The following is a 14,246-nucleotide window of genomic DNA, read 5'->3' on the forward strand; positions in this document are numbered from 1 at the left end:
CGTTTGTTGCCTTTGGCTGGTTCGTTTATAGGAAATTTGATTCTACCGTTGCCGTTGCTCATTACTTTAGACATTAAAGCGGAATATTCTGTGTGAATTTGTTTGTCATCAAAAGAAAGAAAAATGACAAATCCCATGACATCTTCATAGAATTTTACCCACGGATTCATTTGGTTCCAACCCACATTACCTACCATATGGTCAATGTATTTTAAACCAACAGATGTTGGATTATAATCTGATTTGTGTTCTACAAATCCAGGTAAAAATGCGCCTTTGTAATTTTTACGTTCTACGAACATGTGCACGGTTTCGCCATAGGTGTATATTCCAGCACGAACTACTTCGCCAAATTCATCTTTTTCAACAACTGGTTCCATAAATACTTTTGCGCCACGTTTGGTGGTTTCTTCAAAAGCAGAGCGCGCATCTTCGACCCAGAGTGCTATGATTTTTACACCATCACCATGTTTTTTTACATGTTCACCAATGGGCGAATTGCTATTCAAAGCAGTTGTAAGTACAAAACGGATTTTGTCTTGTTTCAAAACGTAACTTACGAAATCGCGGGATCCAGTTTCCAATCCTTTGTAGGCATGCGATTGAAAACCAAAGGCTGTTTTATAAAAATGCGCCGATTGCTTTGCGTTCCCGACATAGAATTCGACATAATCGGTTCCTAAAAGCGGCAAGAAATCTTGTGCACCTTCAAATATTTTTTCTAAGCCGTATTCGACTGATTTAAGTGTTTTGTCCATAACTCAATTAGATAATTTGATAATTAGAAAATGAGATAATGTGTTGAAATTAGAAAATTATCTAATTATCACATTATCTAATTATTTTAGTTTTGATGTTGAAATTATTTTATTTAGAATTTTTAATATTTCTGATAAATTACTTAATAACATTTTACAATCTGGTTAAGATTTATGTGCATCACAAAGAAACAACCAATATTCTGTTTCATCACCTTCTTTAATTGCAATTTTTAATTTATGAATAAAATCTGCTTTACTTTCTGCATTTTGAGCTTCTTTAGAATTAGCACCAATAGAAGTACCACTTTTTAATAACTGATTACTAATGACAAACTTTTTTTTCTTGTAATTCTTCGGTTAAATCAATAATTTTAAGTGAAAAATCAAAAGTTTTTTATTAAAAGCGCATTGTTTTTATATTTTTCGTTGAAAGTCATTTTAGTTAAATTAGATAATTAGTCAATGTGGTAATTAGATAATGTTTCAAAAATTTTCTAATTATCTCATTTTCTAATTGGCACATTATTCTAGCCAAGATTTATAATACTTTCCATCATCAAGTCCCATGGCTTCTTCGGTTACCATTAATGGTCGAAACGTGTCGACCATGACCGCTAATTCTTGGGTTTCGGTATGACCAATGCTACGTTCCATTGCGCCGGGTGCTGGTCCGTGCGGAATGCCTTTCGGGTGCAAAGTAATATGACCTTGTTCAATATTGTTTCTAGACATAAAATCGCCATCGACATAATATAAAACCTCATCTGAATCTATATTGCTATGATTGTATGGTGCTGGAATGGATTTTGGATGATAATCATACAATCGTGGACAGAAAGAGCATACTACAAAAGTTGCCGTTTCAAATGTTTGATGTACTGGCGGTGGTTGGTGCACACGACCTGTTATGGGTTCGAAATTGTGAATGGAGAATCCGTAAGGAAAATTGTAGCCGTCCCAACCTACCACATCGAAAGGATGTGTGGCATAAACAAATTCGTGAATCATGCCTTCTTTTTTGATTTTTATCAAAAATTCTCCTTTTTCATCGTGGGTTTCTAATTCTGTTGGCAATTTAAAATCACGCTCGCAAAATGGAGAATGCTCAAGGTGTTGACCTGATTCATTTTTATACCTTTTTGGTGTATAAAATGGAGCGAAACTTTCTACGTAAAATAATCTGTTTTCTGATGAATTGAATTCGATTTGGTAAATCATTCCGCGAGGAATAATTAAGTAATCGCCATATTCAAAATCAATATTACCTAGCATTGTCCTTAATTTTCCAGAACCTTTGTGGATGAAAATAAGCTCGTCAGCATCGGCATTTTTATAGAAATATTCGGTTAATGATTTTTGTGGCGCAGCCAAACCGATTGTACAATCCTTATTGACTAGCATTGGCTTTCTGGAATCTAGAAAATCAATTTCTGGTTTTAGTTCGAATCCCTTTAATAATAAAGATTTGATATTTTTGCCAATGGCAATTTTCGGTTCTACTGAATAGGATTTGATAATTTCTTTGACTTGCGTTGGTCTGTGCACATGATACAACAAGGAAGAATGTCCGTGAAAACCTTCTGTTCCAAAGAGTTGTTCGTAGTACAAACCGCCATTTGGTTTTTCAAATTGGGTATGCCTTTTTTGTGGAAAATTCCCTAGTTTATGATATAACATTAGATTTTAGATTTTAAATTGCAGATTTTAGATTGCAGATTTTTAAAAATCGAATCTTTAATAAAATCATTAAAGCAAATATCGGAAATATTTAGTTTTTAGATATATTTATTGTGAATTATTTATAAAACAAAAAAGCATTAAAAAATGATTACTCAGGTTTTAATGCTTTTTTGGTTTATAAAGATAAATTTATTTTTTGTCTGGATTGTTTAAGACACTATTTTTTCTGCTATATCCAAAATAGATTACAAGTCCAATAGCTAGCCAACCAGCTAGTCTCAACCAGTTTGTCCAACCCAAACCATAAATCATTGCCAAACAAACTAATATTCCTAAAATAGGCACAAAAGGAACGAATGGTGTTTTAAATTCACGTTTCATTTCTGGATTTGTTTTGCGTAAAACAATAACTGAAATACATACTAGAATAAAGGCAAATAATGTTCCAATACTTGTCATATCTCCAACAATGTCTCCAGGTACAAATGCTGCAAAAAGACCAACAATAACTAAAATAGCTAAATTGGCTTTATAGGGTGTTTTATATTTTGAATGTAAATCTCCGAAGGCTTTTGGTAATAAACCATCTTTTCCCATAGAATAAAATACTCTTGATTGACCCAACAACATTACTAAAATTACAGAGGTAAATCCGAATAAAATGGCTACTGTAACAAATTGTGCTAACCAACCATAACCTGGCATTGCTGACGTAATTGCATTGGCTACTGAAGCTTCTTTTCCACCAGTTCTAAAAAATTCTACAGATTCCAGACCTGTTAAAACGTGTGCAAAAAGAATGTATAAAACCGTACATACAGCTAGTGAACCTAAGATTCCAATAGGCATATCTCGTTTTGGATTTTTGGTTTCTTGTGCAGCAGTACTTACGGCATCGAAACCAATAAAAGCAAAAAATACAGTTCCCGCGGCTCCTAGAATACCCATAATTCCTCCAAAATTATGACCTACACCTGAGTCATCCGTAAAAATTGATGCTTGTGGAATATAAGGAGTATGGTTTACCGGATTAATGAAATTCCAACCCAAAACAATGATCAAAACAACGATTGTCACTTTTATTACAACAATAATTCCGTTTACAAATGCAGATTCTTGAGTTCCTTTAATTAACAGCAAACTAATTGCTGCTACTATAAAAAGCGCAGGTAAATTAATTATACCATGTTCGCCTAAATCAGATATTTGAAATGGTGAATGTGATAATGAGTAAGGAATTGGACTTGTATGAAGCACATTGACCAGTAAATTATTCAAATATTCGCTCCAAGCAATTCCTACGGTGGCAGCTCCAACTGCATATTCTAAAATTAAATCCCAGCCTATAATCCAAGCCAAAAGCTCTCCCATAGTGGCATAGGTATAAGTATATGCACTCCCAGAAATTGGAATAGATGATGATAATTCAGCATAACAAAGTCCTGCCAATGCACAACCTACTGCAGCAACTATAAACCCTATGGTTACAGACGGACCAGCATTTTGAGCTGCTGCCGTAGCTGTTCTTACAAACAATCCAGCGCCAATAATGGCTCCAATTCCTAGTGCGACAAGTGACCATGCGGTCAAGGTTCTTTTTAAACCTTTTTCAGATTCTGAGGCTTCTGCAAGCAAAAGAGATATTGATTTTTTCTTCCAAATAGACATATTCCTATTTTTAATTTAGTTAGTTGGTTCCAAATGTATCAATTTTTTAAATAAAATGAAATAAAAAATTAATTTTCATGGATTAAAACCAAAAACCTATGGAGAACCAAGTAAAATTACTCTTGGCTTCTGGCGACCAACTTTGTTTTACTTCTATTGGTCCAATAAGTGTTTCAAGTCCGTAACCAACTGCATACCCAGAATATTTTGGTCTGGAAATCCAAGTATTATCATCAAAAATTTTATTGCCAATATTTGCGTAATTTGAAGTTATATTGATGTGATTTTTTTTTATAAATTCATAATCTATAGACAAACTACTTTTTACGTAAGTATCGCCAGAAATACCTAGAAAGTCATAACCATAAAAGGGTTTAAAATTGTTTATTGCGCTAAAGCCATATCCTCCAAGTGCAAAATCAAAAATATGATTTGGATTTTTACCCAATGTAAAACCGCCTTCTGCTTGAAGTTTTACGGCAAATTTTTTAAAAAATGTCTTGACTATTGCGGCATCGGCCTTTAAAATTGTAAACTTTTCAAAATCTCCTTTATAATCTGTTGAAGTTAAAAATGTTTGTGTATCGCCAAAAATATACCATCCTTTTTTTGGGAAATATTTATTGCTGAAAGAATCATATTTTAAAAATCCAAAAATTGATGAATAATTACTGTTGTCTATAAAACTAGCATTATTTTGCAAAGAGTTTGATGCAATTTTTAAATATTTATTTTCTATTCCGGCACCAATTAAAAATTTTTGCACAAAAACAGTTTGTATGTAGGCTTGGTTCGTAAAATCTAAATAATCGATATTTAAGGATTCTAAATTTAATGAATTCAAAATTTGACCTGTATTAAAATCTGTTTGACTTGCTTTTTTAAACTTGGTCAATTTAGATTTTAAACCAAAACTCCAATGAAAACCATTGTCACGATAATAATCAAAATTATACCTAAAATTATCGCCCAAAATAATATCTAAAGATGCTATATCATTAGTGAAAATTAAATTTTTGTGTGTAAAATTTACCAATGCCGCAGATTTGAATAAATCATCATAATGCAAGCCGAATTTTAAATAAGTTTTCACTTGATTTTCTTCTGCATTTACCATAATAACGTCAGAGCTACCTTCTTTCAATAATTTATAGCTAATTGAACTAAAATTCTGGGTAGAGTTTAAATTATTTATACCACTATTTAAATCATCGTAAGATATTTTTGAACCTTCATTAAATCTTAACTTTCCAATAACGTAGGATCTAGTATAATTTTTGAGATCGTTAATTCCAATTTTTTTAATGTATAAACTATCGTCTTTTTTTAAATGGATTTTTTTCATTTGATATTTTGTTCCTAAAGCATCTAATTGATTTTTAACCAATTGCGCGGCTTCTACCCCTTTTTTAATAATTTCTGTTCCTTGACCGAAAGACATGACCGAAAAATTCTCGATATTTGGTTTGATGTAAACATCTGTTTTTTCTTTTTTGCCTTTCATGTTTTGCAACATTTGGTAATTTGAAATTTGTGCCAAAACGCCTGTTGCTCCTTTTATATCATCAACTTTTTTTAAATCGTCTTGAACATCTACTCCAATAATGATGTCGGCACCCATTTTTCTGACTTCTTCTACAGGATAATTATCTGTAATTCCGCCATCGATGTAAAAACTACCGTCTATTTCAATTGGGGAAAATAATGATGGAAATGCACCACTTGCAGATAAAACTTGTGGCAATGAGCCACTTTTAAAAACTTTTTTTTGACCAGTTTCTACATTGGTGGCTATACATAAAAATGGAATTTTTAATTTGCTAAAATCTTCAACATGGCGAACATTGTGTGTAAGTTTGCTCAACAAATTATAATTGTATAATCCTTTGGAAAGACCTTTTGGAACCGAAATTTTAAAATTTTGGAATGGCAATGATATGGCATACATTTCATCGTTTCGTTTTTCATAAAATGTTCTGTTGTTTCTGGGTACAAAATCCTGAATTAAAGCATCAAAATCTGTATCTTCGAATATAGAATCCAATTGAGTTGCAGAATATCCTGATGCGTACAAACCGCCAATAATTGCGCCCATACTGGTTCCGCCAATATAATCTATTTTTATGCCGGCTTTTTCAATTTCTTTCAGCACGCCTATGTGTGCAAAACCTTTTGCGCCTCCGCCACTTAAAACCAGTCCAATTTTTGGTTTTTTGATTTCTTGGGATGATGAGGGAAGAGAGAAGAGAAGAAAAAGAGGCAAGAAGCAAGAGGCAAGAGTCGAAAAACTAGAAGCAAAGGAGAAAGTTCTGCCTGTAACTAATGATGATGATGGAACTTGCAAATATTGAATTTTGATATTGAATTTTGATATTGAATTTGACCACAAGCCCCAGATGGAAGTGAAAATCCTTTTTTGTGAAAAAACTATTTTTTGTGGGCTTTGCAAAACGACCAAAGGAAGTTCTTGCAAAGATTTACAAAAAAAGTTTTTTGCAAAAAAGATTGAAACAAACAGCTGGAATTGGCTCATAAAAAATACTAATTGGTTGTGTAAAAGTCGGTAATTTTTTTGGCTTTTGATATACCCACAACGTCGGAAATTTCTTTTTCTGATGCTAATTTCAATCTTTTAACACTTTTGAAATGTTTTATTAACGTTTCCATGGTTTTTTCGCCAATTCCTGGGATATTATCTATTGATGAAACCAGTGATGCTTTGCTGCGCTTGTCTCTGTGAAATGTGATTCCGAAACGGTGGGCTTCGTTCCGCAATTGCTGGATTATTTTTAAAGTTTCCGATTTTTTGTCAAGATATAACGGCACAGAATCGCCCGGATAAAACAGTTCTTCCAAACGTTTGGCAATGCCAATAATGGCAATTTTTCCACGCAAACCCAATTGATCTAAAATTTTTAAGGCTGATGATAGTTGTCCTTTTCCACCATCGATAATAATTAAATTGGGCAATGGTTGGTTTTCGTCTACCAAACGTTTGTATCTTCGGTAAACTACTTCTTCCATGGAGGCGAAATCGTCTGGACCTACTACGGTTTTAATATTGAAATGGCGGTAGTCTTTTTTACTAGGTTTTCCGTCCCTAAAAACTACGCAGGCCGCCACAGGATTGGTTCCTTGTATGTTTGAATTGTCAAAACATTCAATATGTCGAGGCTCGACAGAAAGGCGTAAATCTTTTTGCATTTGCGCCATGATTCTTACGGTGTGACGCTCTGGATCGACTATTTGCAGCTGTTTGAGTTGCTCTATTCTGTAAAATTTGGCGTTTCGAATGGATAAATCTAATATTTGCTTTTTGTCGCCCAGTTGTGGAATGGTAACTTTGATATTTTCGCCGACTTGTACGTCAAAAGGCACTATAATTTCGCGAGAAAGTAACTGAAAACGCTCTCGGAGTTCGATGATTCCGAGTTCTAATAATTCTAAATCGGTTTCATCCAATTTCTTTTTGATTTCTAGTGTGTAGGAACGAACGATGGAACCATGAGAGATTTCTAAAAAATTGACAAATGCTGCTGCTTCATCTGAAACTATAGAAAATACATCGATATTGGTTATTTTTGGATTGACAACGGTAGATCTTGACTGGTAATTTTCGAGTACTTCTATTTTATTTTTTGTGCTTCTTCAAAATGCATATTGTTGGCCAAATCTGTCATTAATTTTTTAAAATCTTTCATGGATTCTTTGAAATTCCCTTTGAGAATTTCTCGAATCGCATTGATTTGATTTTGATAATGTTCTAGTGTTTCCAAACCTTCGCACGGTCCTTTGCACCTGCCAATATGAAATTCCAAACAAACTTTAAATTTATGATTTTGGATATTGTTTTGACTTAAATCCAAATTGCAGGTTCGCAATGGATACAATTCTCTAATCAAATCCAAAATAGTATGCACGGTCTTGAAACTGGTGTAAGGTCCGAAATATTCTGAACCATCTTTGATCATTTTCCGTGTTGGAAATATTTTAGAAAAAGGTTCTTTTTTAATGCAAATCCAAGGATAAGTTTTGTCGTCACGAAGCAACACATTGAATCTGGGTTGCATTGTTTTTATCAGATTATTTTCCAACAAAAGTGCATCAGATTCTGTGGCAACCACAATATGTTTGATGGTGACAATTTTTTTGACTAATACATTTGTTTTGGCTGTATCGTGAATTTTATTAAAATAAGAGGATACTCGTTTTTTTAAATTTTTGGCTTTTCCAACGTACAAAATTTTTTCTTCTTTGTCATAATATTGATACACTCCGGGACTGTCCGGGAGCGATTGTATTTGAAGTTGAAGAGAAGTGTTGGTCATTTTGAATGAAGATTGTTGATTAACGATTTTTGATTGTAGAATATTTATTGCTGTTGCGAAAACTAAACTATTTTCAAAATTACAAACTTCAAAAGCGAAAAACAATTCTTATTTGATAATTGATAATCGATAATTAGCTATTTTTATATTTTAAATCAATTCATGACGCACCACGAACGTAAAAACATTACTATTTTAAAAGAAACTATTTTGCCTGGAGAGAGCAAAACCATCAACATGGAAATTGCCAAACTTCATACGATGACCAAACTTAAAATTCCAATCATTGTAGAACGTTCCAAGTTTGAAGGTCCCACAATTTTACTAACTGCTGGCTTGCATGGCGACGAAATAAACGGTGTTGAAATAGTAAGACAGATTATTATACAAAGTATCAACAAACCAAAAATTGGTACTATAATATGTATTCCTGTGATTAATGTGTTTGGCTTTTTGAATTTGAAACGTGAATTTCCAGATGGTCGCGATTTGAATCGTGTTTTTCCAGGAAGCAAAACAGGTTCTTTGGCCAGCAGATTTGCTTATTATTTGTTGCAAGAAGTTATTCCTTATGTAGATTATGCGATAGATTTTCATGCAGGTGGCGCCAGTAGATTCAATGCTGCACAAGTTCGAATTGTTCCAGATAATCATGAACTGAAAGCTTTGGCTGATATATTTAGTGCGCCTTTTGGACTGTTCTCCAAAAATATTCAAGGTACTTTCAGAAATTCTTGTGATAAATTGGGTGTAAAAATGCTTCTTTTTGAAGGTGGGAAATCAATTGATATAAATGACAACATAACCAAAGAAGGTGTCGATGGAACCAAGCGGGTTTTGTTTAGTTTGGGCATGCTCAATGCAAGAAAAAGAATTTCTACTCCAGAACATACAACACTTTACATCGAAAAATCAAATTGGATTCGCGCCAAATATTCAGGCATGTTTCACGGATTGACAAAAGTGGGAAGTTTTGTGGAAAAAGGGCAAATTCTGGCTACCATTTCTGATCCGTACGGAAAAGTTGAACACAAACTAAAAGCCCCAAATTCTGGTTATATTATTAATGTAAATGATTCGCCAATAGTGTACGTTGGTGACGCTATTTACCATATTTCAAACATTAATGCCAATGAATAAAAAGGAACTAAGAGAAAAATACAAAAACAAAAGACAAGAATTAAATTCAACACAAATTGATGAACTATCTATGGCTATTGCCAATAATGTTCTTAAATTAGATATTTGGAGCCACATTTATTTTCATGTTTTTCTACCTATTGAAAGTCAAAAAGAAGTCAATACCGAATTTATTTTACACATTTTACAAGGAAAAGACAAAGAAATAATAATTTCAAAGTCAGATTTTGAAACTTTGGAGATGACTCATTTTTTATTAACGGATAATACAAAAATCAAGAAAAATAAATACAATATTCCTGAACCAGAAAATGGAATTGAAGTTCCTACCAATAAAATTGAAGTAGTATTTGTACCGCTTTTGGCTTTTGACAAACTTGGAAATCGTGTGGGCTATGGAAAAGGCTTTTACGATAAATTCTTATCCAAATGCAAATCGGACACTATAAAAATTGGGCTTTCATTTTTTGAAGCCGAAAAAAATATTGAAGGTATTTTTGAAAATGATATTAAATTGGATTTTTGTGTAACTCCTATTCAAATTTATAATTTTTAATTCTAAAAATTTAAATTACTCTTTTAAAGCAAACGCCCTTTTATTAAACACAATTAAAATGCCAACACCTACCGAAATAGCGAAATCTGCTACATTGAATATGGCATTAAAAAATGTAAATGGTTTTCCGCCAATAACAGGAACCCATTCTGGCATTGGATAATCTTTTATGATAGGAAAATAAAACATATCCACTACTTTACCATAAAATACAGTTCCGTATGGTTTATCACTAAAAATTGTTGCTACATTATAACTGCTATCATCGAAAATCAAACCATAAAAAACAGAATCGATTATATTTCCAAAAGCGCCCGCCAATATTAAAGAAATGGCTACAATAAGTACTTTTGAGCTTTGTTTTTTTACAGCATCCCAAAGCCAATAGCCAATACCGCCTACAGCAATTATTCTGAAAAGCGTTAAGGTAATTTTACCATAAGAACCTGGTATTTCTGCGCCCCAAGCCATTCCTTCGTTTTCTATAAAAAGGATTTTGAACCACGAAAATACATTTACTTCGTCATGCAATTCAAAATGTGTTTTTATATATATTTTAGACAATTGATCCACCAATAAAACCAAAAAAACAATAAAATAGGCTTTCTTTAAATTCATTTTTATAAAATTATTTTGCAAAAATAAACATTATTATATAAAAAACGCCCCTAAAAGGAGCGTTAGTAATTTATTTTTAAAAAATTAGCGTTGCAAGTTCTTAGCCTCGATACTCATAGTAGCGTGAGGTACAATTCTTAAACGGTCTTTGTTTATCAATTTACCCGTTACTTTGCACACACCATAGGTTTTATTTTCTATACGAACCAATGCATTGCGCAAGTCACGAATGAATTTCTCTTGACGAATAGCTAGCTGCGAATTGGCTTCTTTAGACATGGTTTCGCTTCCTTCTTCAAATGCCTTAAACGTTGGCGATGTATCATCGGTTCCGTTATTAAGATCATTCATATAAGCGCTTTTTATTAAATCTAAATCATTTTTAGCTTTATCTAATTTATTCAAGATTAATTGTTTGAATTCTGCTAAGTCAGCATCAGAAAATCTTATTTGTTCATCTACCATTTTATTTATTTTGAAATTAATATCATTGTTTTTATATCATCAAACTCAATTTCTGTACCGTTTATTATATTTTCTTCGAAAACTAATGAGTCTGTTAGTGTTTCTGATTTAATATACGATATATTTTTGTTTATAGCTTCTTCCAATTCATTATTTGATTGCAATTTTACTTTAATTTTATCAGTAACTTCAAATCCAGAATCTTTTCGAATGTTCTGAATACGGTTTACCAACTCTCTTGCAATTCCTTCTTGTTTTAATTCTAATGAAATCGTAACATCTAGTGCAACGGTAATTCCATTTGAATTGGCTACCAACCAACCTTCAACATCTTGCGACGAAATTTCTACATCTTCTAGAGATAAAGTTATGGTTTTTCCTGAAATAACAACATCTACAGCGCCATTCTTATCTAAAAAATTGATTTGTTCTGCTTCAAAATTTTGTATCTCTTTGGCTATCAATCCCATGTCTTTTCCAAATCTTGGCCCTAAGGCTTTAAAATTTGGCTTTATTTGCTTGATTAATACACCAGATGCATCGTCCAAAAGTTCAATTTCCTTCACATTTACCTCTGCTTTTATGAGGTCTGAAACTGCTTCAATTTCCTTTTTAAAACCTTCGTTAAGCACTGGTATCATTATCTTTTGCAATGGTTGTCGCACCTTAATCATTTCCTTTTTACGTAGTGATAATACGAGTGATGAAATGGTCTGTGCATTCTGCATTCTGCTTTCCAACGATTTATCAACAAAGTTTTCAACGTATTTTGGAAACTTCGCCAAATGTACGCTGTCGTACTTTTCTGATTGTGTAGCTATGGTTAAATCTCTGTAAAGTTTGTCCATAAAAAATGGGGCTATTGGCGCTCCAAGCTTTGAAATAGTGAGCAAACAAGTGTAAAGTGTTTGATATGCAGCAATTTTATCTTGTGCATATTCGCCTTTCCAGAAGCGTCTTCTACACAATCTCACATACCAATTGCTCAAATTTTCTTGTACAAAATCGGAAATAGCACGAGCAGCTTTGGTTGGTTCGTAATCCGCATAAGCGTCATCGACAACTTTTATCAAGGTATTTAATTCAGATAAAATCCAACGGTCAATTTCTGGTCGTTCGTTTAACGGAATTTCAGCTTCGGCATATTTAAAATTATCAATATTGGCATACAAAGCAAAAAACGAATAGGTATTGTACAAGGTTCCAAAGAATTTTCGGCGAACCTCAGCAATGCCTTCCAAATCAAATTTCAAATTATCCCACGGATTGGCATTGGATATCATGTACCAACGTGTAGCATCTGGACCGTATTCTGCTAAAGTTTCAAAAGGATCGGCGGCATTTCCCAAACGTTTGGACATTTTTTGTCCGTTTTTGTCCAAAACCAATCCATTAGAAACTACATTTTTATAGGATATTTTATCAAAAACCAAAGTAGAAATGGCGTGCAAAGTATAAAACCAACCACGTGTTTGATCGACACCTTCGGCAATAAAATCGGCTGGAAAATCTTTGTTTTGATCTATTTTGTCTTTATTCTCAAAAGGATAATGCCATTGTGCATAAGGCATTGAGCCTGAATCGAACCAGACATCAATCAAATCTGCCTCACGTTTCATAGGTTTTCCAGAGGCTGAAACTAAGATGATTTGATCCACTACATTTTTATGCAAATCGATTAAATCATAATTATCCTCAGACATATTTCCAATTTCGAAACCAGAAAATGGATTGCTTGCTTGAAAACCAGCTGAAACCGATTTTTCGATTTCGTTGTATAATTCTTCTACAGATCCGATTAACATTTCTTCATTTCCATCTTCGGTACGCCAAATTGGTAATGGAATTCCCCAAAAACGAGATCGAGAAAGATTCCAATCATTGGCATTTTTAAGCCAATTGCCAAATCGACCTTCGCCTGTTGCTTTTGGTTTCCAGTTGATGGTTTCGTTAAGATCGAACATTCTATCTCTAACTTCTGTGATTTTTATAAACCAGGAATCCAGCGGATAATATAAAATAGGTTTGTCGGTTCTCCAGCAATGTGGATAACTGTGAATATATTTTTCTACTTTAAAAGCTTTGTTTTCTTCTTTTAATTGGATGGCGATTTCCACATCAGCAGAGCGTTCTGGCGCTTCACCATCGTTGTAATATTCGTTTTTAACATATTTTCCAGACAAATTTGCCAAACCTTTTATGAATTTTCCCTGCAAATCAACTAGAGGAACAGGATTTCCATTTTCGTCAAGAACCAACATGGGTGGGATTTCTGGCGATGCTTCTTTGGCCACTTTGGCATCATCGGCACCAAAAGTGGGCGCAGTATGAACAATTCCGGTTCCATCTTCAGTAGTTACAAAATCACCAGCAATGACTCTAAACGCATTTTCAGCATTTTCATATGGTAAAGCCAATTTCATTAATTGTTCGTAACGAATTCCGACTAAATCTGAACCTTTGCATTCGGCTAAAATTTGGTATGGAATATTTTTGTCTCCTTCTTTAAAGCTTTCAAAATCATGAGGTTCAGTTGAGGCAAAAAATCCTTTTCCGAATTGTTTTCCAACTAGGTTTTTAGCCAAAATAACTTTGGTTGGTCTAAATGTATATTGATTGAAAGTTTCGACCAAAACATAATCGATTTTTGGACCAACCGTTAATGCTGTATTTGATGGTAAAGTCCAAGGCGTTGTCGTCCAAGCCAAAATATGAATGTCTTCAAAATTTTGAAGAAAACTAGGCAAACTTTCCTGTTTTGCAAGAAATTGTGCCACAACAGTTGTATCTGTAATATCACGATAGGAACCTGGTTGATTCACTTCATGCGAACTCAAACCTGTTCCTGCTTTTGGAGAATATGGTTGAATCGTGTAGCCTTTGTACATAAAATCTTTGTTGTAGATTTGTTTCAAAAGCCACCAAACTGATTCCATATATTTGGGTTTGTAGGTTACATAAGGATCTTCCATATCAACCCAATAGCCCATTTTTTCGGTAAGATCATTCCACACATCGGTGTAACGCATG

The 14,246-nt window shown here is 33.4% G+C and carries 10 protein-coding genes and 1 pseudogene; 2 read left to right on the forward strand and 9 right to left on the reverse strand.

Going from position 1 to position 14,246, the window contains the following annotated elements; all coding sequences use genetic code 11:
* From RMN92_RS06050 to uvrC, 6 genes and pseudogenes are all read right to left on the reverse strand, one after another.
* Positions 1–758, reverse strand: a 758-nt coding sequence (locus tag RMN92_RS06050; protein WP_309608572.1) for a VOC family protein, incomplete at its 3' end; no start/stop codon positions are given.
* A 165-nt stretch (positions 759–923) separates the two neighbouring features.
* A complete protein-coding gene (locus RMN92_RS06055; protein ID WP_309608581.1) occupies positions 924–1,088 on the reverse strand; it encodes a four helix bundle protein in 165 nt (54 codons plus the stop codon).
* A gap of 195 nt (positions 1,089–1,283) precedes the next feature.
* Entirely contained in the window at positions 1,284–2,438 is a 1,155-nt protein-coding gene (locus RMN92_RS06060) for a homogentisate 1,2-dioxygenase (protein ID WP_309608573.1), read from the reverse strand.
* A gap of 192 nt (positions 2,439–2,630) precedes the next feature.
* A complete protein-coding gene (locus tag RMN92_RS06065) occupies positions 2,631–4,109 on the reverse strand; it encodes an amino acid permease (protein WP_309608574.1) in 1,479 nt (492 codons plus the stop codon).
* An 82-nt stretch (positions 4,110–4,191) separates the two neighbouring features.
* Positions 4,192–6,372, reverse strand: a complete 2,181-nt coding sequence (locus tag RMN92_RS06070; RefSeq protein WP_409024848.1) for a patatin-like phospholipase family protein — start codon at positions 6,370–6,372, stop codon at positions 4,192–4,194.
* 278 nt (positions 6,373–6,650) lie between these two features.
* A pseudogene (gene uvrC / locus RMN92_RS06075) lies at positions 6,651–8,437 on the reverse strand (excinuclease ABC subunit UvrC).
* 162 nt (positions 8,438–8,599) lie between these two features.
* Here uvrC and RMN92_RS06080 point away from each other — a divergent pair.
* Together RMN92_RS06080 and RMN92_RS06085 are read left to right on the forward strand one after the other, a co-directional pair.
* Positions 8,600–9,577, forward strand: a complete 978-nt coding sequence (locus RMN92_RS06080; RefSeq protein WP_309608576.1) for a M14 family metallopeptidase — start codon at positions 8,600–8,602, stop codon at positions 9,575–9,577.
* The gene (locus RMN92_RS06085) at positions 9,564–10,133 is read left to right on the forward strand and encodes a 5-formyltetrahydrofolate cyclo-ligase (protein WP_309608577.1); all 570 of its coding nucleotides are present in this window, start codon (positions 9,564–9,566) and stop codon (positions 10,131–10,133) included. Before RMN92_RS06080 ends, RMN92_RS06085 begins: the two co-directional genes overlap by 14 nt.
* Before the next feature lie 15 nt (positions 10,134–10,148).
* On the opposite strand, the gene RMN92_RS06090 is transcribed toward RMN92_RS06085, so the two are convergent.
* The 3 genes from RMN92_RS06090 to ileS all read right to left on the reverse strand — a co-directional run.
* A complete protein-coding gene (locus RMN92_RS06090; protein WP_309608578.1) occupies positions 10,149–10,751 on the reverse strand; it encodes a lipoprotein signal peptidase in 603 nt (200 codons plus the stop codon).
* A gap of 84 nt (positions 10,752–10,835) precedes the next feature.
* Positions 10,836–11,216 (reverse strand): TraR/DksA C4-type zinc finger protein, encoded by a 381-nt coding sequence (locus RMN92_RS06095; RefSeq protein WP_309608579.1) that lies wholly within the window; start codon positions 11,214–11,216, stop codon positions 10,836–10,838.
* Positions 11,217–11,221: 5 nt separating this feature from the next.
* A partial coding sequence (gene ileS / locus RMN92_RS06100) for an isoleucine--tRNA ligase (protein WP_309608580.1) occupies positions 11,222–14,246 on the reverse strand: 3,025 nt, incomplete at its 5' end.

The organism is Flavobacterium sp., assembly GCF_031363805.1.
In the GTDB taxonomy this organism is placed as follows: domain Bacteria; phylum Bacteroidota; class Bacteroidia; order Flavobacteriales; family Flavobacteriaceae; genus Flavobacterium.